General features: G+C 68.4%; 17 protein-coding genes and 1 tRNA gene. 8 read left to right on the top strand and 10 right to left on the bottom strand.

Translation table 11 applies throughout. The features are described 5' to 3' along the window. Positions 1 to 26: 26 nt before the first annotated feature. The 6 genes from ACMTAK_RS24970 to ACMTAK_RS24945 all read right to left on the bottom strand — a co-directional run bounded on the left by ACMTAK_RS24970 (position 27) and on the right by ACMTAK_RS24945 (position 4036). Positions 27 to 980 carry a MerR family transcriptional regulator gene (locus ACMTAK_RS24970; protein ID WP_413808275.1) on the bottom strand — a complete coding sequence of 318 codons (954 nt, stop codon included), beginning with the start codon at positions 978 to 980 and terminating at the stop codon, positions 27 to 29. A 398-nt stretch (positions 981 to 1378) separates the two neighbouring features. Then, on the bottom strand, positions 1379 to 1642 hold the full coding sequence (locus ACMTAK_RS24965) for a hypothetical protein (protein ID WP_413808274.1): 264 nt from the start codon (positions 1640 to 1642) through the stop codon (positions 1379 to 1381). Then, a complete protein-coding gene (locus ACMTAK_RS24960; protein ID WP_413808273.1) occupies positions 1639 to 1992 on the bottom strand; it encodes a hypothetical protein in 354 nt (117 codons plus the stop codon). The genes ACMTAK_RS24965 and ACMTAK_RS24960 overlap by 4 nt, the downstream gene beginning before the upstream one ends. A 1071-nt stretch (positions 1993 to 3063) precedes the next feature. After that, the gene (locus ACMTAK_RS24955) at positions 3064 to 3192 is read right to left on the bottom strand and encodes a hypothetical protein (RefSeq protein ID WP_413808272.1); all 129 of its coding nucleotides are present in this window, start codon (positions 3190 to 3192) and stop codon (positions 3064 to 3066) included. 131 nt (positions 3193 to 3323) lie between these two features. Next, on the bottom strand, positions 3324 to 3707 hold the full coding sequence (locus ACMTAK_RS24950) for a nucleotidyl transferase AbiEii/AbiGii toxin family protein (RefSeq protein WP_413808271.1): 384 nt from the start codon (positions 3705 to 3707) through the stop codon (positions 3324 to 3326). Further along, positions 3707 to 4036, bottom strand: coding sequence for a hypothetical protein (locus tag ACMTAK_RS24945; RefSeq protein WP_346166085.1), 330 nt, complete (start codon positions 4034 to 4036; stop codon positions 3707 to 3709). The genes ACMTAK_RS24950 and ACMTAK_RS24945 overlap by 1 nt, the downstream gene beginning before the upstream one ends. A gap of 434 nt (positions 4037 to 4470) precedes the next feature. Here ACMTAK_RS24945 and ACMTAK_RS24940 point away from each other — a divergent pair, with 434 nt between their 5' ends. Both ACMTAK_RS24940 and ACMTAK_RS24935 read left to right on the top strand, forming a co-directional pair. Beyond that, positions 4471 to 4731, top strand: coding sequence for a ribbon-helix-helix domain-containing protein (locus tag ACMTAK_RS24940; RefSeq protein WP_086884284.1), 261 nt, complete (start codon positions 4471 to 4473; stop codon positions 4729 to 4731). Beyond that, a complete protein-coding gene (locus ACMTAK_RS24935; RefSeq protein WP_161560575.1) occupies positions 4728 to 5171 on the top strand; it encodes a PIN domain-containing protein in 444 nt (147 codons plus the stop codon). The genes ACMTAK_RS24940 and ACMTAK_RS24935 overlap by 4 nt, the downstream gene beginning before the upstream one ends. A 190-nt stretch (positions 5172 to 5361) precedes the next feature. Here ACMTAK_RS24935 and ACMTAK_RS24930 read toward each other — a convergent pair. Next, a tRNA-Gly gene (locus ACMTAK_RS24930) sits at positions 5362 to 5435 on the bottom strand. 599 nt (positions 5436 to 6034) lie between these two features. Between ACMTAK_RS24930 and dcd the strand changes: the two genes are divergently transcribed. Then, positions 6035 to 6610 (top strand): dCTP deaminase, encoded by a 576-nt coding sequence (gene dcd / locus ACMTAK_RS24925; RefSeq protein WP_037954192.1) that lies wholly within the window; start codon positions 6035 to 6037, stop codon positions 6608 to 6610. 5 nt (positions 6611 to 6615) lie between these two features. Further along, positions 6616 to 7113, top strand: a complete 498-nt coding sequence (locus tag ACMTAK_RS24920; RefSeq protein ID WP_413808270.1) for a phosphoribosyltransferase — start codon at positions 6616 to 6618, stop codon at positions 7111 to 7113. Positions 7114 to 7241: 128 nt separating this feature from the next. On the opposite strand, the gene ACMTAK_RS24915 is transcribed toward ACMTAK_RS24920, so the two are convergent. Together ACMTAK_RS24915 and ACMTAK_RS24910 are read right to left on the bottom strand one after the other, a co-directional pair. Further along, a complete protein-coding gene (locus ACMTAK_RS24915; RefSeq protein WP_413808269.1) occupies positions 7242 to 8198 on the bottom strand; it encodes a Yip1 family protein in 957 nt (318 codons plus the stop codon). A 313-nt stretch (positions 8199 to 8511) separates the two neighbouring features. Beyond that, positions 8512 to 10101, bottom strand: coding sequence for a VCBS repeat-containing protein (locus ACMTAK_RS24910; protein ID WP_413808268.1), 1590 nt, complete (start codon positions 10099 to 10101; stop codon positions 8512 to 8514). A gap of 561 nt (positions 10102 to 10662) precedes the next feature. Here ACMTAK_RS24910 and ACMTAK_RS24905 point away from each other — a divergent pair. Continuing rightward, complete coding sequence (locus ACMTAK_RS24905) at positions 10663 to 10908, top strand: hypothetical protein (protein WP_413808267.1); 246 nt, start codon at positions 10663 to 10665, stop codon at positions 10906 to 10908. 20 nt (positions 10909 to 10928) lie between these two features. Continuing rightward, positions 10929 to 13817 carry a SpoIIE family protein phosphatase gene (locus ACMTAK_RS24900; protein WP_413808266.1) on the top strand — a complete coding sequence of 963 codons (2889 nt, stop codon included), beginning with the start codon at positions 10929 to 10931 and terminating at the stop codon, positions 13815 to 13817. 180 nt (positions 13818 to 13997) lie between these two features. Here ACMTAK_RS24900 and ACMTAK_RS24895 read toward each other — a convergent pair whose 3' ends face one another. Then, on the bottom strand, positions 13998 to 16262 hold the full coding sequence (locus ACMTAK_RS24895) for a (Fe-S)-binding protein (RefSeq protein WP_413808265.1): 2265 nt from the start codon (positions 16260 to 16262) through the stop codon (positions 13998 to 14000). Positions 16263 to 16573: 311 nt separating this feature from the next. Here ACMTAK_RS24895 and dnaK point away from each other — a divergent pair, with 311 nt between their 5' ends. Beyond that, on the top strand, positions 16574 to 18442 hold the full coding sequence (dnaK, locus tag ACMTAK_RS24890) for a molecular chaperone DnaK (protein WP_413808264.1): 1869 nt from the start codon (positions 16574 to 16576) through the stop codon (positions 18440 to 18442). Further along, positions 18439 to 19092 (top strand): nucleotide exchange factor GrpE, encoded by a 654-nt coding sequence (gene grpE / locus ACMTAK_RS24885; protein WP_413808263.1) that lies wholly within the window; start codon positions 18439 to 18441, stop codon positions 19090 to 19092. Before dnaK ends, grpE begins: the two co-directional genes overlap by 4 nt. Positions 19093 to 19123 lie beyond the last annotated feature (31 nt).

Genomic DNA, 19123 nt, shown 5'->3' with positions numbered 1-19123 from the left:
GATCGGGCCGGCTGCCAGGCGCGGGACTACTGCACGCGGGACTGCTGTCCGGTGTGGGCGCGCAAGGCTTGCGTGAACCACGTGAATACCGGTGCCAAGCTGGGCGGGACGGGCCATCCGTTGATGACGGCCAGCAGGTGCCAGTAGCGTTCCGCGCGGGGGTCGCCGGCGATCTCCAGGCGTGTCAGCAGCCAGTGGCGCAAGTCGGCGTCGTCGGCGCGGCTGAAGGTCTGCGCGTAGCGGGCGGTAAGAGCGTCGATGGTGGGTGCGGCCTCGGCCGAGGCCGGAGCGATGCCGGCATCGAGCGCGCGGCCGACGCTGTCGCGGACGGTTTCGGTGAGGTCGTGGTGCAAGCCGGTGACGTCGCCTTGGGCGCGCTCGGCTGCCTGATACTCCGCCATCCGGCGGACGGCGGCGCGGAAGTCGGGGTCCTGAGCGAGCTCGGCGAGTTCCACCCAGGCGTCGATCTGCTCGGGTTCAGGGTCGTCCGGCAGTTCGGGCATGGCCGAGCGCATCATGTCGACAAAGTCGGCGTTGGCGTCGAGCCCACCGAACGTGTCGTCGATGAAGTCGGTGATCAGGCGTCGGCGTTCGTCGTCGGAAAGCTTGGCGAGCTTGTGCATGAAGTCCATCTCCTCGGGGCTGGAGCCGCGTTTGGCCACCGCGCGCAGCACAGCGCGCCGCAGTCGCAGAGTGCGGATCTGCACCTCCAGGGCATCGGCGTGCGCGGCCGCGACCTCGGGCACCGAGACCTCCCGGTCCAGCACCTGCCGGATGACAGCAAGGTCGAGGCCCAGGTCACGCAGGGTGCGCACTAGGTCCAGACGTGTGAGCGCGCCGATGTCGTAGAGCCGGTAGCCAGCCGGGCTGCGGTCTGTCGGCGGCACGATCCCGGTGTCGGAGTAGAACCGGATGGTCTTGACGGTCAGCCCGGTCCGCCGGGCCAGGTCACCGATCGTGAAGAGCGTGTCGCCGTCCATGCCCGCACTCTCGCGCCTCCCCCTACGGGAGACTCAACCTCAGTCTCCCCGCTGGGTCGCCAATCCACAGGTCTTGACAATTACTCACCACTAGAACGGGAGGCTGGCCTGGGGCTTTGTGCTGGAGCGGGTGACGGGAATCGAACCCGCGCTCTGAGCTTGGGAATCCCGGGCGTTCGGTGCTGATCACGCCATTGACCGCGCAAACGAGCACTGGCGGCAAGTCGCTGACCTTCCGCAGCTCCCGTCATCGACCGCTCTTGACCGCCGTATCTGGTGCGCTTCTGGTGGGGGGACGCTACGTAGTCGCTCAGGCTCCGTCCTGGCGCCCCCACCCTGGCTCACCTTCCAAGCAGCCAGCGGGCCGATCGCATGCAGGCTGGCGCCGTAGTCGCCGATCAGCCGAGCCATGTGACGCGGGTGATCACAACCAGTTCGAGCCGCTCCAGAGCCATGAACATGAAGAAGCCCCGTCCTCCGAAAATGTCCTGTGTCCGCAGGCCTCCGCCGTGCCGATTTCCGCGGCCGACGTCGACCGCGTCGCGGCGCAGGACCGTCAGCTGCTCAGCCAAGCGCTCTACCTCGGCCACGACTTCGTGAGGCAGGCCGCCTACGACATGCTCGGCATCGGGGTCGTAGACCCAGGTCCAGTCATCGCTCACGCGGAGATCTCGCGCTGCGCCAGGTCTGTGATCTGTCGCATCTCGGCGAGTGCGGAACGCAGGGCCTCGCGGTCCGTTGCTTCTTCCGCTACGGCTTCCAGTTCACGCAGGCGGGCCGCTCGCGCGGGGTAGCGCTCGATGGCAACGAACTCTCCCCACCAAAGGAGGAAGGTACGCAGCGGAGCGATAGTGCTCTGGGTGGCGGCTTGTTCAACCGCGCGGTCGAGGTGCTCGACGAAGGAAGGCAACTGGGCGGGGGCGATCTGGGCGACCGCTGCGCGGAGCGCTGCCGGAGTGAGCGCCGGCATGGGGATCAGGGGCCCGTCGGGGGCAGAGGGCTGCTCGGTCATCGGAACGTCTCCTGGGCGGCGGTCTGCGTGATCATCGTGAGCCTGGCCGTTGTTGCGGACGCTCGGCTGAGCCTACGCCCGCGCCTCGTCCGCGACACAACACCCGACGTGTTTTGATCGCTTTGGCCCAAGTGCGATCGCGTCGTGCTGATCTTGGTGCGTCATCACGAGTTGCCGGAGACGCCAGCGGCCCCGGGCAACGAAGAAGCCCCGGGCCGCTGGCCTGGGGCTTCTGTCTGGAGCGGGTGACGGGAATCGAACCCGCGCTCTGAGCTGCTTAAATACGTCGCTCACTGGGGGAAGCGGGTCCCCACGGAGGAAAGCAGCAAGCAATTCTATGGCTTCACGTGTCATGCTGGAGAACCAGGTCTGTTGAGTAACTGGATTCCAGCCGGTCATATAGTATTTCCTGAATGTGTCGAAGGCGGAGTCGAGTCGCTCTCTCAGGCCATCCCCGCTGGGCACCTGTAAAGCAGCTACTTCTGCGGCTCGTATCTTTTGTAGGGTATCGTGCAACCAGTATTCTTCTGGCGTTACTGTTCCCACTATGTAATCACTGAGCTCGTAATCCAACTGCATGAATTTAGTTAGGGCGGCCTTTGCTGCATCCCTGCCGTATGTTTCTCGTCTTTCCTTGATTGCTGCCTTTTCTTGCTGGCGCTGTTGCAACCATCCGCCTGCTAGTGCCCCCGCCGCGCCGACGACTGCTCCGCCCAGTCCTGCCAGACCAGCGATCCACCCTGCTACTACCTCCGCCTCCATAACGGTCATGCTTTATAGACCGAGGGGGTCTCGGCAAGTGATCTGCTCGGGGCGGCGCAGTTGAGGTCGGCGGAGTGGGCTTGGGCGGTGGCCTGTCCGCTTTGGGGTCGGGCATGGCCAAAGGCCGCACGCTGCTTGGCGACTTGGGCAGGTTTTGGGCCTGCCTGCTTTGTGCGCGAGTGGCCCCCTGGCCTTGCCCGATGCGAGCCTTAGCCAAGGCGCTGGCTGTTGTCGCGAGGCATGGAGGCCGCGTTGGAGCGCGGCGGAGATAGGAGCGGCGGTCCGCGCTGCCGGGGGAAGAGCGCCGGTTCAAAGGAGTTGCTGCTGCCAGTCGGCGAAGGTGCCGCGGATCGCGGCGGCCTCTTCAGGGGTGAGGTCGTAGGCGGCGAACTGCTTGTCGGTGTACTGGTGGATGCGGCCGAGCGAGTCGGCGAACATGCGGTGGTCGAAGCCCGCGTCGTTTTGAGCGGCGAGGGTCCATGAGCTGTTCGCGGGTGTAGCCGGCTTTCAACAGCCCTGCGACGTCGATGGCGTCGCGGACCTCGGCTCGGGTGAACAGTGCGCTGGTCTTACCTGCGGCGACGTCGTCGCGGTGGGAGTACCGGGCCGAGGTCGGATTCGACTGGTGTGTGGTGCAGGAACTCGGCAACGAGCTCCACCTTGCTCTGCGTGCCTGAAGCTGGGTCGGTGACGTTCAACCTGGTGTAGGTGGGAGTCAGGTGGACCTGCTCGACGGTGTATCCAGCGGCCTCGTAGGCGGTGGTAATCCGCTCCGCGGCCTGGCTCATCTCCCGCCTCGCCCTCTCGAAGGGGGCGAAGAGGTCTACGTCGTCGCTGATTCGGTTGACGATGTGGTGGGCCTGGACGGCGTAGCCGCCCGCGAGGGCGTATCCGTAGTCCTTGGCGAGCGCCTCCAGCCCGATGCGGATCAGTTGGCGGTGCAGCTCGTCCACTAGGCGGCCGCGGTCGTGGCGCCCGGTTCGCGGAGTTCGGGGAACCGGGTTTCCCACGCCGTCTTGACCGGGAGGGGGAGGAACAGGTCGCGCCACATCCTCCGCAGGGGCATCGCGTTCAGGTATGCGTTGAGGTCGTCGCGTGTCTGGGCCTCGCGGATGACCCGCTCGTACATCAGCCGAAAGTCGGCCTCGTCGGTCAGGTCGTAAACGTAGCGCGGACCCCAGTCGATGTGGCGCGGCAACGTGACACTGCCGACCGTCGGCCCGCACAGCTCGTCGAGCGACTCCGGCAGTACGTACGGCTTCGCCGCTGCATACCTGCTCATGGATCCAGCATGCCTGATGGGGGCTGTCGAACGCATCGACAGTGCGGATCAGGGCACGGGGGAGTGAACGTGACCGCCGGACACGTGTGACAGCTTTCTGGCACGGAACGGGCACGGTGACCTTTGAGCGGTCTGGGCAATAAGGAAGCCCCGGGCCGTTGGCCTGGGGCTTTGTGCTGGAGCGGGTGACGGGAATCGAACCCGCGCTCTGAGCTTGGGATCACGGGGCGTGGTGGGCGCGGAACCGGCTCTCACCTGCTGGAACGGGTGCTGTGCTGAGTCACGTCCGGGCTGGCCCCACGCCGTCATTGACCGTGGTTCGCCGCTCCAGCGGGCACACATCGGGCACGGCCGAGACGGGGTGACCAGCGTGTTACGCCGAGGGGATCGAACGCTGACATACACCGCATTGGTACATATGTTACTCTAGGTACATGTCCATGAAGCGCACCAACGTCTATGCCGACCCGGAAGACCTCGCCATCATCAAGGAGGCCGCCAAGCGTCGCGGTATCAGTGAGGCCGAGATCATCCGGCAGGGCATCCATCTTGCTGCCATGGCCAATCGCGTGTGGGACGAGCCGTTGTTCTCTCGCACTTTCCCCGGCCCTGGGCGCACTCTTACCAAGGGCGAGGTGCGTGATGTCGTTGCTGACGCTGCCCAGCGCGAAACCGGTTCAGGAACTGCTGCGTGATCGTCGTCATCGCTGACACCTCCGGCCTGCTGGCAGCGCTCGATTCCACGCACCCGGAGCATGACGCGGCGCAGGAGGCCATCATGGCTGCCGGGCTGCTCGTCATGTCTCCATTGCTGCTTGCTGAGCTCGACCACGTGGCAACCCGCGAACTCGGCCGCGAGGCCGCAGTGAGCGCGATCGACGACATCCGGGGCTGGATGCGACGCGGCCGGGTATCCGTACCGGAGATTACTGAGGGCCACCTCGGCATCGCCCAGACCGTCCGATCCCGCTACCTGGCGCTCGACCTGGATCTCACCGACGTGGTGAACGTCGCCCTGGCGGCCGACTACGACACCGACGCGATCCTCACCCTAGATCGCCGAGACTTCCGCGCCGTACGCCCCCTCGGCCATCACAAGGCCTTCCGCGTCCTGCCTGACGATCTACCCCTCTGAAGTCCGACACGCGCTGCGGAGGGCCTCGAAGGACAGTCCGCCCTCTCCCGTGCGGAGTTGTCGACCCGTGCCGGGTCGGTGTGCCCACCCGGTTGGAGAGACGAGGCCTTCTGGCGCGGATCTGGTGTAAGACGCTTAGCGCGGTCTAGACAATGAACAAGGCCCAGATCGCTGACCTGGGCCTTCGTTGTGGAGCGGGTGACGGGAATCGAACCCGCGCTCTGAGCTTGGGAAGCTCATGTTCTACCATTAAACTACACCCGCGAGAGGCGCCTGATTCTCTGGCGCCGCATCGTCGCACACTTTACCCCATGGCTGACCCCCGGCGCATTCGTCGTGGGGTCTTCGTGCTGTTCGGGGTCCGGTCGGGGTCAAGACGGGGCCAAGGCGGAGGTGAGGTGGGGTGGGTTCGGGGGTGTTTTGAGGGGGGCTTGGTGTGGTTTTGGGGTGGATTTTCGGGGGTGTCCATGGGGTGGAAGCGGCTGTTGGGGTGCGGGAGTTGGGCGTACGGTGGGGGTGCGGAGCGCCGCGTGGAGTGGTGGGTGGTTGATCCCCTAATGTGGCTTTTGTCGTCCACGCCGTCCACGTTCTTGGGGAAGGGACTCAATGGAGCGCACCGTCGTCCGTTGTGCTGAAGGGCATGTGTTCAGCACCTCCTCGTTCCCGATGCAGCACCTCACCGTCGATCGCATCGGCCCCGGCCGGTTGCTGCGGTGTCCGCGTTGCGCTCGGCTCCGGCACGCGGTGCCGGTGGGAGCCGATAAGCGGTGAGCGGTAGCTGATGAAGTCGCAGGGTGCGGGCCCGGTCCGGTGGGACCGGGCCTGTGCCGTGGGGGTGCCTGTGATGTGCGTATCCTCTTCAGGTGCTTCTCTCAGACAAGGACATCCGGGCCGAGATCGACGCAGGGCGGGTGCGGATTGATCCGTACGATCCGGCGATGGTGCAGCCGTCGAGTATCGATGTAAGGCTGGACCGGTTCTTCCGGGTGTTCGAGAACCACCGCTATCCGCATATCGACCCGGCGGTGGAGCAGCCCGATCTGACGCGGCTGGTGGAGCCTGAGGGTGAGGATGCGTTCATCCTGCACCCGGGGGAGTTCGTGCTCGCCTCGACGTACGAGGTCGTGACGCTGCCGGATGACATCGCCTCGCGGCTCGAGGGGAAGTCGAGTCTGGGGCGGCTGGGGCTGCTGACGCACTCCACGGCGGGGTTCATCGACCCGGGGTTCTCCGGGCATGTCACGCTCGAGCTGTCGAATGTCGCGACGCTGCCGATCAAGCTGTGGCCGGGGATGAAGATCGGGCAGCTGTGCATGTTCCGGCTGACGTCGCCCGCGGAGCATCCTTACGGCTCCGCCCGTTACGGCTCCCGCTATCAGGGACAGCGCGGGCCGACGCCCTCGCGGTCGTTCCAGAGCTTCCACCGGACCAAGGTGTGAGCGGAGTGGGTGAGCAGCGCGAGAACCTTACGTATGAGCGGTTCGGGGTCGCGGTCCGCGAGCTGGCGGAGAAGGTCGCCGGGGACGGCTATGAGCCCGACGTCGTGCTCTCCATAGCCCGCGGCGGGGTCTTCGTGGCCGGTGGGCTGGCCTACGCGCTCGACTGCAAGAACATCCACCTGGTGAACGTGGAGTTCTACACGGGCGTGGGGACCACCCTCGACATGCCCGTGATGCTCGCGCCGGTGCCCAACGTGATCGACTTCTCCGACAAGAAGGTGTTGATCGCCGATGACGTGGCGGACACCGGCAAGACGCTGAAGCTGGTCCGGGACTTCTGCCTCGGCACGGTCGCCGAGGTGCGCAGTGCGGTGATCTACGAGAAGCCGCAGTCGCTGGTGAAGTGCGAGTACGTCTGGCAGCGCACCGATCAGTGGATCAACTTCCCGTGGAGCGTGGAACCGCCCGTCGTGCGGCGGGAGGGGCAAGTGCGGGACGCCTGACACCGGCGGCGATGACGCGTAGCTGCGGCGATGACGCGTAGATGAGGGGCCCGCCGGTGCGGGCCCCTTGGTCATGCGGGCTGTGGTGCGGGCTTCACCGCGTTCCCAGCACTACCGCGGTCCCAGTTTCACAGCGTTCCCAGCTTCAGCAGACTCAGCAGCGCGATCAGCTGGAGCGCCGACGCGCCCAGCGCCTTCTGCCACGGCAGATCGTGCGACTTGCTCACCATCAACGTGAAGAGCGCGCCCGCCGCCAGCCAGGTCACCCAGCCCAGCACCTTCACCAGCGAGCTGTCCCCGCCCAGGAAGAGCGCGAACACCAGCCGCGGCGCGTCCGTGATCGACATGATCAGCATCGACAGGCCGATGGTCGGCGCCCAGGTGCCGTCGCCGCCCAGCTGGCGGGCGAGCGTGTGGGTGACGGCGCCCAGGATCAGCCCACTGATCAGCATGGCGACGCCCGCGGTGAGCACCCAAGGGATGCTGTTGGACATGGGGGCGTTGAGGACGTCCTTACGGGCGTCATCAAAGCTGAAGACCGCCAGCAGACCGTAGACGAAGGTCACGATCAGCGCCGGGCCCCACACCGCGTAGTCCCGCATCTGCCAGAAGGTGGCCGACGGGCGCAGCACGATGCCGCTCAGCAGCTGTTGCCAGTGCAGCCGGGGGCCGGCGGGCGGGGCCGTGGAGGAGCCTGCGCGGTATGTCTGCCCGCCGTAGCCGTCGCCGTACGAACCGGGGCCCTGGCCGTACGGGTCGTACGCGTCGGGCGCCTCGCCGACGCTGAACTGCTGTGTATGGCCCGAGTTGTCGTCGGCGTACGGGCCGCCGCCCTGGCCGTACGGTCTCTGCCCCTGGCCGTAGCCTCCCGGGCCGGGGCCCTGCCCGGGCCCGGGGCCGTAGTGCGGGTCCTGGCCGCCGAAATACTCCGGCTCTCCCTGTGAGGAGGGCTGCTGCCACTGCGGCTGCTGCTGACCGCCGTACGGGTCGTTCTGTCCGTACGGCGGCTGCGGCGGCCGCTGCCGCTGCCCTTGTTGCGCGGAGTGGGAGTCCCGTCCGCGTCCGATCCTGAATCCAGCCACCATTCGAACGTACCCGGTCGTCGCGGGCCGGGTGCGGGAGCTGTGTGAGCGGACCAGGCATTGCGGCCGAGCTGTGACATCCCCTAGGGGGTCCCTTATGGGTTTTCCCCCGGTGGTGGGTGGGGGCAGCCGGTATGCCCCCGGCGTTGGGCACGGCTGACGAGGACGCCGGGGTGGGTGAGGGCAGCCGGTGTGCCTCCGGCCTTGGTCCGGCGCTGGTCCGGCGTTCGCCCGTCCTGTCTGCGTCCTGGTCTGCGTTCTGTCTGCTTCTGTCTGCGTTCTGGTCCGCGTCCTAGTACGCGTCCTAGTACGCGTCCTAGTTCGCGTCCGCCGCGAACGGCTTGCTGCTGAACGCCGTCTTGTCCGCCGTGCCGTCCGTGATCCACCACCACTCGGGGCGTTCGCCGTACCGCGAGAAGGCCAGACCGGGGCCCCACGCCAGGACGACCTCGTCCTTACCGTCGTGATCGAAGTCCGCGACGCCGTAGAGCCGGGCCGCGCGCTCGCCCTTACGGATGGTCTTGCCGTCCACGACGGCGGGTGCCGCGCGGGTCAGCAGGTGGCGCCCGGCGATGCGGGTCGTGGCGGGGTGGGAGCCCCGCAGGGTGAGCAGCTCGACGCCGCCCCGCCCGAGCGAGACGGCCAGTTCATCGGTGCCGTCGCCATCCGTATCGGCGGCGGCCAGGGTGCCCGACATCCCGGGCACCTTGAGGGGGCGCGGAACCGAACCGGACGTCCGCGCCGCCCCCTTGTGGTAGACGCTCACCGTCTTGCCGATGTCCGGCCGCTCCGTCTCCACGCCCGGCTCGTCGTTACGGGTGCCGCTGTCGCCGACCGCGACATCGCGGCGGCCGTCGCCGTCGAAGTCGCCGAAGGCGATCGAGTTGCCCTCGCGCAGCCCGCGGCCCGTGTGGCCGAGGCCGTGGGACCCGGCGGCGAGGAGGGTGGAGCCGGACTGGTCGTTGTCGTTGAGCGCGTGCACCACCAGATCGGTGGCGCGGTGGCCGTCGGCGGTGTCCGCGATCGTGTCGGCGATGAGATCGCCGATCTCGCCGTGGCCCTCCAGTGGGCTCGCGTACGGCACGGTCCGGGCGGCCCTGCCCGCCCGGTTGAACGGCCCGTACAGCACCAGCAGCGAGTGCCGGTCCGCGCGGACCAGGGCCAGGTCGTGGTGGCCGTCGCCGTTGAAGTCGCCGACGGTGGGGCGCTGGGCGTCCACGCCGTCGTCCGGGCCGGTCAGCTGGACGCGGGCGGCGGAGCGGGTGCCGCGGGGGCCGCCGGGGCCGCCCCAGGAGATGTAGGGGACGGTCCGGACGGTGGCCTGGGTGCGCTCGGTCTCCTGCTTGCCGAGCGCCTCGCCCGCCGTGGTGGTGACGTCGGCGTAGCCGTCGCCGTCGAGGTCGGCCGTGGCCACCTCGGTCGCGCCCGCGACCGTGACGTCCTGGGACGGCAGGCCGAGGTCGCGGTGGCGGAGCACGGTGCGGGTGGCGGGATTCAGGCCGTGGGGCGAGCCGTGGACGAAGGCGATCCGGCTGGGCAGCCCCCCTTTGCCGGACGGGACGGGGACGCGCAGATCGGGGTAGCCGTCGCCGTTGACGTCGTCCGGCAGCCGGCTGCCCTTGCCGTGGGGGACGGGCGCGGTCGCGGTGGGGGTGATGACGGACCCGGTGGCGGAGCCGTCGCGCTCGCCTCGTGCGCCGTCGTCGGGGCCGCAGGCGGTGAGCAGCAGCGCCAGACAGGCCGTACCGGCGGCGACGGCGGTGGTGAGGGAAGTGGCGGCAGAGGCGGCAGAGGCGGCGACTGAGGCGGTGGAGACGCGGGGGACGTGGGGGACGCGGGGGAGAGAGCGGCGTCGGGGGCCCGGGACGCGGCCGGGTGGTGCTGTGGGGGGAGGTGCTGGCGTCATCGGGCCACCTCAACCCATCAGGGCGGCTGAGGCCATGGGGCACGGCACTTCGTTACGAGGGTGATGCCTGGCGCTCCGGCGGGCCGCGCCTCGGTGATCTTTGCGGATGATGCGGGATCGACCAGTCCGCTTGACTGTAAAGATGACCTTTGGAGCACAAGGGCCGTCCAGGACATTTACGGATGCCGCGTTGGGCATGATCCTGTAGGGAATTCGCAACATCGTTGTGAGAAGGGATACTTCACGGCCAGTATCGGTACGTCCGGCGGGGAACTTCGATGCGGAAAAGCGGGGGCAACCATGTGCTTAACGCACGGTGTGCGGATGACGGGTGAGGCGACGAGACCGGTGAAAGAGGGCGCGGGCGGGGTGTAGTCGCGATGTCGGACGGGAGCGCTCGGCCGGCGGCGGAGGACGCCGCTCGCCTGCCGCTGAGCGAGGGTGCTAAAAATAGCGACATGGCCGGACTTTACGGTCGACCACGGGTTCCGCTGGCCCGCACGATGACCGACTGGCGCCCACGCGGTCGGCGTGAGGGGCCCGGTTCGGCATGGGAGCGACGTGGGCGGCGGGTTCAGCAGGACCAGCAGGACCAACGGGGCCAGCAGGACCAGCAGGACCGACAGGGCCAGCAGGACCCGCGAGACCAGCAAGGTCAGCGAGACGAGCGAGACCGGCGAGGTCAGCGGCATCAGCGCGATCAGTGGGATCAGCGCGATCGGCGCGCTCAAGCCGATCCGCAGGGCTCGCCGGGCCCCCATGACCGCTGGGGTCCGCAGGGTCGGCAGAGCGCGTACGCCCAGCTGAGTCCGCATGGGCGGCCGTCGGTGCGCACCGGCTGGAACGGCCGTGGATCGGGCCCCGGCTCCGGCCCTGGCTCCGGCGGTGGTCCCGGCGATCCCAACGGCCGCGGCTATGGGCGGCGGCACCGCTGGAGCCCGGTGCGCGGCGTGCGCACCGTGGCCGGCCAGGTCTTCGTCCTCCAGGTCGGCGTCGTGCTGCTGCTGGTCGTCGCCGCCGTCGTGGCGCTCGTCCTGCAGTCCCGCTACGACAGCGAGCGGGAGGCCCGTAACCGCTCCATGGCGGTCGCCGAGAGCTTCGCGAACGCGCCGGGCATGGTGAGCGTGCTGCGCGGCCACGATCCCAGCGCCGTGCTGCAGCCGCTCGCCGAGCGGGCCCGTAAGGGCTCCGGGGTCGACTTCGTCGTGGCCATGACGCCGCAGGGGATCCGCTACACCCACCCCAACCCCGCCCGGATCGGCAAGCACTTCATGGGCAGCATCCGCCCGGCGGCCGAGGGCCGGACGGTCCAGGAGACCTTCACCGGCACGCTCGGCCTGTCCGTACGGTCCGTGGTGCCCGTCAAGGACGCCCAGGGGAAGGTCGTCGGCCTGGTCGCGGCCGGTATCACGATCAAGAAGGTGAGCGGCGCCGCCGACCATCAGCTGCCGCTGCTGTTCGGCGCGGCCGCGGCCGCCATGGCGCTCGCCACGGCGGGCACGGCCCTGGTCAGCAGGCGGCTGCGGCGCCAGACCCACGGGCTGGACCCGTCCGAGATGACGCGGATGTACGAGCACCATGACGCGGTGTTGCACTCGGTCCGCGAGGGCGTGCTGATCGTCGGCGGCGACGGGCGGCTGGTGCTGGCCAACGACGAGGCGCGCCGGCTCTTCGACCTCCCGACGGACGCCGAGGGTCGCCTGGTGTCCGAGCTCGGCTTCGATCCGCACACCGCCGCGCTGCTGGCGTCCGGGCGCCCCGCCACCGACGAGGTCCATACGGCGGGTGAGCGGCTGCTGTCCGTCAGCCACCGTCCCACCGACCGCGACGGCGGTCCGCCCGGCAGCGTCGCCACCCTGCGCGACACCACGGAGCTGCGCGCGCTGTCCGGCAAGGTCGACCTCGCGCGCAACCGCCTCAAGCTGCTGTACGACGCGGGCGTCTCCATCGGCACCACGCTGGACGTGGTGCGCACTGCCCAGGAGCTGGCGGAGTACGCGGTGGCCCGGTTCGCCGACTATGTCTCGGTGGACCTCGCGGACTCGGTGCTGCGCGGCGAGGAGCCCCCGGACGGGGCCGGGGTCTCGCCCCCGGACGGGGTCGGGGTCTCGCTCCCGGACGGGGTCTCGGGCCTCGGCGGCCTGGACGCGGCCTCGTGGGCATCCGTGGCGACCGCGGATGGCGGCCGTACGGTCCTGCGCCGTACGGCCCTCAGCGGCATCCGGGACGACGGCCCGCTCTACCCCCTCGGCATGCTGATCGAGTTCGGCCCGAGCGCGCCCCAGGCCCGTGGCTTCCGCAGCGGGGCGGTCACGGTCGAGCCGGTCCTGGGCGACTTCGGCGGCTGGCAGGAGCAGGACCCCGAGCACGCCCGCCGGATCGTGGACTACGGCATCCACTCGATGATCACGGTCCCGCTGCGGGCCCGGGGCGTCGTCCTGGGCGTTGCCAGCTTCATGCGCGCGGAGAAGCCGGAGCCCTTCGAGGAGGACGATGTCTCCCTCGCGGAGGAGCTGGTCACCCGGGCCGCCGTCAGCATCGACAACGCCCGCCGCTACACCCGTGAGCACACCATGGCGGTGACCCTCCAGCGCAGCCTGCTGCCCCGGATGCTGCCGGAGCAGAACGCGCTGGATGTGGCGTACCGCTATCTCCCGGCCGAGTCGGGGGTCGGGGGCGACTGGTTCGACGTCATTCCGCTGCCGGGGGCGCGGGTGGCGCTGGTGGTGGGCGATGTGGTGGGGCACGGTCTGCACGCGGCGGCGACGATGGGGCGGCTGCGGACGGCGGTGCACAACTTCTCCACGCTCGACCTCCCGCCCGATGAGATCCTCTCCCACCTGGACGATCTGATCGCCCGGATCGACCAGGACGAGGGCCCTGGTGGCCTGGACGGTGACGGCAGCGGTGGCAGTGAGGGGATCACGGGAGCCACGTGTCTGTACGCGATCTACGATCCGGTGACGCGGCGTTGCACGATGGCGCGGGCCGGTCATCCGCCGCCCGCGCTGGTGCGTCCGGACGGCTCGGTGGAGTTCCTGGACCTGCCCGCCGGGCCGCCGCTGGGCCTGGGCGGGCTGCCGTTCGAGACGGCGCAGCTGGAGCTGCCCGAGGGCAGCCATCTGGTGCTCTACACGGACGGGCTGATCGAAAAGCGCGACCGGGACATCGATACCGGGCTGGAGATGCTGCGCGGCGCCCTCGCCCACCCCGGCCGGACGCCTGAGGACGCCTGTACGGCGGTGCTGGACGCGCTGCTGCCCGATCGCCCGAGCGATGACATCGCGCTCATCGTGGCCCGTACGAGGGTGCTCGAGCCCGGTCTGACCGCCGACTGGGAGGTGCCGTCCGATCCGGCGCAGGTGGCCGGGGTGCGTGCCGCGGTGGCCCGGAAGCTCGCGGAGTGGGACCTGGGCGATGTCGCGTTCACGACCGAGCTCATCCTCAGCGAGCTGATCACCAACGCGATCCGCTACGCGACCGGCCCGATCCGGGTGCGGCTGCTCTGCGACCGCAGTCTGATCTGCGAGGTCTTCGACACCAGCAGCACCTCCCCGCATCTGCGGTACGCGGGGACGACGGACGAGGGCGGCCGGGGGCTCTTCCTGGTCTCGCAGTTCGCCGACCGCTGGGGTACCCGCTACACCGCTGACGGCAAGGTCATCTGGACCGAGCAGGCGCTGCCGCTGTCGAAGAACGGCGAGCCTCGGGCGTAGGGGCCCCTCATGGAAGCCGTAAGGCCCTCATGAAAGCCATAAGGGCGCCATTGCCGTAACGCCGCCATGGCCTCCATAAGGCCGCCGGCAAGCGCCGGCAAGCGCCGGCAAGCGTAAAGCCCGCCCACGGACTCCGTGGGCGGGCTTCAGCGCGTCGTCGAGACCGGAACGTCTACGGCGCTACTTGGCCGGGGCCGGCTCCGGCTCCTCGGCGTTCTTGCCGCCGTCCTCCGGCGCGGCCGGGGTCTTCACCGAGTCCAGGAGCAACTGCGCCACATCCACGACCTGGAGCTCTTCCTTCACCACGCCATCGTTCTTCTTGCCGTTGACGGAGTCGGTCAGCATCACCAGGCAGAACGGGCAGGCGGTGGAGACGATGTCCGGGTTGAGGGACAGCGCCTCGTCCACGCGCTCGTTGTTGATGCGCTTGCCGATCCGCTCCTCCATCCACATACGGGCGCCGCCCGCGCCACAGCAGAAGCCGCGCTCCTTGTGGCGGTGCATCTCCTCGTTCCGCAGCCCCGGCACCTTGGCGATGATCTCGCGCGGCGGGGTGTAGACCTTGTTGTGACGGCCCAGGTAGCAGGGGTCGTGGTAGGTGATCAAACCCTCGACCGGGGTGACCGGGACCAGCTTGCCCTCGTCGATGAGGTGCTGGAGCAGCTGGGTGTGGTGGATGACCTCGAATTCGCCGCCCAGCTGCGGATATTCGTTCGCGATGGTGTTGAAGCAGTGCGGGCAGGTCGCGACGATCTTCTTCTTGGACTTCTCGACGACGACGCCCTCGTCCGCGTCCTCGCCGAACGCCATGTTCAGCATCTCGACGTTCTGCTGGCCGAGCTGCTGGAAGAGGAACTCATTGCCCAGGCGGCGGGCGGAGTCCCCGGTGCACGCCTCGTCGCCGCCCATGATCGCGAACTTGACGCCCGCGATGTGCAGCAACTCCGCGAAGGCCTTGGTGGTCTTCTTGGCCCGGTCCTCCAGGGCGCCCGCGCAGCCGACCCAGTACAGGTAGTCGACCTCGGTGAGGTCCTCGATGTCCTTGCCGACGACCGGCACCTCGAAGTCGACTTCCTTGGTCCACGCCAGCCGCTGCTTCTTGGCCAGCCCCCAGGGGTTGCCCTTCTTCTCCAGGTTCTTGAGCATCGTGCCCGCCTCGGACGGGAACGAGGACTCGATCATCACCTGGTAGCGGCGCATGTCCACGATGTGGTCGACATGCTCGATGTCCACCGGGCACTGCTCGACACACGCACCGCAGGTGGTGCAGGACCACAGCACATCCGGGTCGATGACGCCATTCTCTTCCAGCATCCCGACCAGCGGCCGCTCGGCCTCCGCCAGCGCGGCCGCGGGCACACCGGCGAGCTGCTCCTCGCTCGCCTTCTCCTCGCCGTCGGCCGTCTTGCCGCCACCGGCGAGCAGATACGGGGCCTTGGCGTGCGAATGGTCGCGCAGCGCCATGATCAGCAGCTTGGGCGAGAGCGGCTTGCCGGTGTTCCACGCGGGGCACTGCGACTGGCAGCGGCCGCATTCGGTGCAGGTGGAGAAGTCGAGGATGCCCTTCCAGGAGAAGTGCTCGATCTGCGAGACGCCGAACTGGGCGTCCTCGTCCGGGTCCTCGAAGTCGATCGGCTTGCCCTCGCTCACCATCGGCTGGAGCGCGCCGAGCGCCACCTCGCCGTCCGCGTTGCGCTTGAACCAGATGTTGGGGAAGGCGAGGAAGCGGTGCCAGGCGATGCTCATGTCGAGGTTGGTGCTGACCGTGATCATCCAGATCATGGTCGTGCCCAGCTTGATCATCGCGAAGAAGTAGGTCAGGTTCTGCACGGTGTCCACGCTGAGCCCGTCGAAGAGCTGGACCAGCGGATACGAGGCGAAGTACGCGGGCTCGTAATGGTCGACGTGGTGCAGTGCGCCCTCGGTGCCGCGCAGTGCCATGATCGCCAGGCCGATGATGAGGATGACGTACTCGACGAAGTACGCCTGCCAGGCGGTGGATCCCGCGAACCGGGACTTGCGGCCGGCCCGGCTGGGCAGGTTCAGCAGCCGGATCACCATCAGCGTCAGGATGCCCAGCGTGGTCATCGTGCCGATGAACTCGATGTACAGCTCGTAGGGGAGGAAGCCGCCGAGGATCGGCAGCGTCCAGTCCGCCCGGAAGAGCTGGCCATAGGCGTTGATGATGGTCGGTGGCAGGGTCAGGAAGCCGATCGCCACGAACCAGTGGGCGACGCCGATGACGCCCCACTTGTTCATGCGCGTGTGCGCGAGGAACTCCCGGACCAGGGTCACACTGCGCTGCCAGGGATTGTCGGTCCTGGCCCCTGCCGGGACCGGCGCGCCGAGCTTGAAGAAGCGCACGAACTGTGCGACGGCCCGGCCGAGCAGGGCAACGCCGACCGCGGTGAGGACCAGCGACACGATGATCGCGGCGAGTTGCATAAGGGGCTCCTCGAACCTGCGAGAGCTGGATTACTAAGCAGTACTCGATTACTAAGCAGTAACTTAATGTGGCTTGACCGAGATTACCCGCCCGGACGGGCACCCATGTAGTCGACGAGCCGGTGATCTGTGTCGCTCACTTGGCCCCTCCACTCGCCCACTTGGTCCCTCCTCCGCCTCTTCCGCGCCCGCTTGGGCGTAAGCCTCATATAAAACTTGAGCCCTGTCGACTCAGGTCTGTTGACAGCGACAGATCGGGTGATGCACGCTTGAGCCTGTTCCACTCAATGCTGTAGCTGGAGGATCCCGAAATGGCACGTGCGGTCGGCATCGACCTGGGTACGACGAACTCCGTCGTCAGTGTTCTCGAAGGCGGTGAGCCCACCGTCATCACCAACGCCGAGGGCGCCAGGACCACGCCGTCCGTTGTGGCGTTCGCGAAGAACGGCGAGGTGCTGGTCGGGGAGGTCGCCAAGCGCCAGGCGGTGACCAACGTGGACCGCACCGTCCGCTCGGTCAAGCGCCACATGGGCACGGACTGGAAGATCAACCTCGATGGCAAGGACTTCAACCCGCAGCAGATGAGCGCCTTCATCCTGCAGAAGCTCAAGCGGGATGCGGAGTCGTACCTGGGCGAGAAGGTCACGGACGCGGTCATCACCGTCCCGGCGTACTTCAACGACGCCGAGCGCCAGGCGACCAAGGAAGCCGGTGAGATCGCGGGCCTCAACGTCCTGCGTATCGTCAACGAGCCTACTGCCGCCGCGCTCGCCTACGGGCTGGAGAAGGACGACCAGACCATTCTGGTCTTCGACCTCGGTGGCGGCACCTTCGACGTCTCGCTGCTGGAGATCGGCGACGGCGTGGTGGAGGTCAAGGCCACCAACGGTGACAACCACCTCGGTGGTGACGACTGGGACCAGCGCGTCGTCGACTACCTGGTCAAGCAGTTCAACAACGGCCACGGCGTCGACCTGTCCAAGGACAAGATGGCCCTGCAGCGCCTCCGCGAGGCCGCTGAGAAGGCGAAGATCGAGCTCTCCAGCTCGTCCGAGACCACCATCAACCTGCCCTACATCACGGCGTCCGCCGAGGGCCCGCTGCACCTGGACGAGAAGCTCACCCGCGCCCAGTTCCAGCAGCTCACCTCCGACCTGCTGGAGCGCTGCAAGACCCCGTTCCACAACGTCATCAAGGACGCGGGCATCTCGCTGTCCGAGATCGACCACGTGGTCCTGGTCGGTGGCTCGACCCGTATGCCCGCCGTCGCCGAGCTCGTCAAGGAGCTGACCGGCGGCAAGGAGGCCAACAAGGGCGTCAACCCGGACGAGGTCGTCGCCATCGGCGCCTCCCTCCAGGCCGGTGTCCTCAAGGGCGAGGTCAAGGACGTCCTGCTGCTGGACGTCACCCCGCTGTCCCTCGGCATCGAGACCAAGGGCGGCATCATGACCAAGCTGATCGAGCGCAACACGACCATTCCGACCAAGCGCTCGGAGATCTTCACCACGGCCGAGGACAACCAGCCGTCCGTGCAGATCCAGGTCTACCAGGGCGAGCGCGAGATCGCCGCGTACAACAAGAAGCTCGGGATGTTCGAGCTGACCGGGCTGCCCCCGGCCCCGCGCGGCGTGCCGCAGATCGAGGTCACCTTCGACATCGACGCCAACGGCATCATGCACGTCGGCGCGAAGGACCTCGGCACCGGCAAGGAGCAGAAGATGACCGTCACCGGCGGCTCCGCGCTGCCGAAGGACGACATCGACCGCATGATGCGCGAGGCCGAGCAGTACGCGGAGGAGGACCACAAGCGCCGCGAGGCCGCCGAGACCCGCAACCAGGCCGAGCAGCTGGTCTACCAGACGGACAAGTTCCTCAAGGACAACGAGGAGAAGGTCCCGGGCGAGGTCAAGACCGAGGTCGAGGAGGCCCTCACCGAGCTGAAGGAGAAGCTCGAGGGCGAGGACACCGCCGAGATCCGCACCGCGACCGAGAAGGTCGCCGCGGTCAGCCAGAAGCTGGGCCAGGCCATGTACGCCAACACCGAGGCGGGCGCGGCCGACGCCGGTGCCGCCGGTGCGGCGGGTGCCGAGGGCGGCCAGGCCAAGGCCGATGACGATGTGGTGGACGCCGAGATCGTCGACGACGACAAGGCCGACAAGGGTCAGGGTGGTGCCGCGTGACGGAGGAGACCCCGGGCTTCGAGGAGCAGCCCGACGTCCCCTCCGAAGCCGCGCAGACCCCCGACGACGCGGCGAAGGGCGCCGGGTCCGCCGACAAGGCGGGCCCGGCGGACCCGGCCGGGGACCTCGAGCAGGTGGCCCTTCAGGCACAGCTGGACCAGGTCCGTACCGCGCTCAATGAGCGGACGACCGACCTCCAGCGGCTCCAGGCGGAGTACCAGAACTATCGGCGCCGGGTCGAGCGGGACCGGGTGACGGTCAAGGAGATCGCGGTGGCGAGCCTCCTGTCCGAGCTGCTGCCCGTGCTCGACGACATCGGCCGGGCCCGTGACCACGGCGAGCTCGTCGGCGGCTTCAAGTCGGTGGGCGACTCCGTGGAGGCGGTGGTGGCCAAGCTGGGCCTCCAGCAGTTCGGCAAGGAGGGCGAGCCCTTCGACCCGCTGATCCACGAGGCCCTGATGCACTCGTACGCGCCGGATGTCACCGAGACCACGTGCGTGCAGATTCTGCAGCCGGGGTATCGAATCGGCGAGCGCACGATCCGCCCGGCGCGGGTCGCCGTCGCCGAGCCCCAGCCGGGAGCCACCTCCGGCAAGGAAGGCGAGAGCGCGGCGTCGGACGAGGAGAGCGGTGGCCCGGAAGAGGGCTGACGTGACGGTGACCGCGAGAGCAGCAGGAGAG

This window comes from Streptomyces lacaronensis (assembly GCF_047337785.1).
Classification (GTDB): domain Bacteria; phylum Actinomycetota; class Actinomycetes; order Streptomycetales; family Streptomycetaceae; genus Streptomyces; species Streptomyces lycopersici.
The sequence above is the reverse complement of the archived record's forward strand: the minus strand, read 5'-3'. Positions and strand labels throughout refer to the sequence as shown.

Coding starts and splice junctions, on each gene's coding strand:
- ACMTAK_RS24970 (WP_413808275.1), bottom strand. CDS start 980: ATGGACGGCGACACGCTCTTCACGATCGGTGACCTGGCCCGGCGGACC.
- ACMTAK_RS24960 (WP_413808273.1), bottom strand. CDS start 1,992: ATGACCGAGCAGCCCTCTGCCCCCGACGGGCCCCTGATCCCCATGCCG.
- ACMTAK_RS24955 (WP_413808272.1), bottom strand. CDS start 3,192: ATGTTCGCCGACTCGCTCGGCCGCATCCACCAGTACACCGACAAGCAG.
- ACMTAK_RS24945 (WP_346166085.1), bottom strand. CDS start 4,036: ATGAGCAGGTATGCAGCGGCGAAGCCGTACGTACTGCCGGAGTCGCTC.
- ACMTAK_RS24940 (WP_086884284.1), top strand. CDS start 4,471: ATGTCCATGAAGCGCACCAACGTCTATGCCGACCCGGAAGACCTCGCC.
- ACMTAK_RS24915 (WP_413808269.1), bottom strand. CDS start 8,198: ATGGTGGCTGGATTCAGGATCGGACGCGGACGGGACTCCCACTCCGCG.
- ACMTAK_RS24910 (WP_413808268.1), bottom strand. CDS start 10,101: ATGACGCCAGCACCTCCCCCCACAGCACCACCCGGCCGCGTCCCGGGC.
- ACMTAK_RS24895 (WP_413808265.1), bottom strand. CDS start 16,262: ATGCAACTCGCCGCGATCATCGTGTCGCTGGTCCTCACCGCGGTCGGC.
- dnaK (WP_413808264.1), top strand. CDS start 16,574: ATGGCACGTGCGGTCGGCATCGACCTGGGTACGACGAACTCCGTCGTC.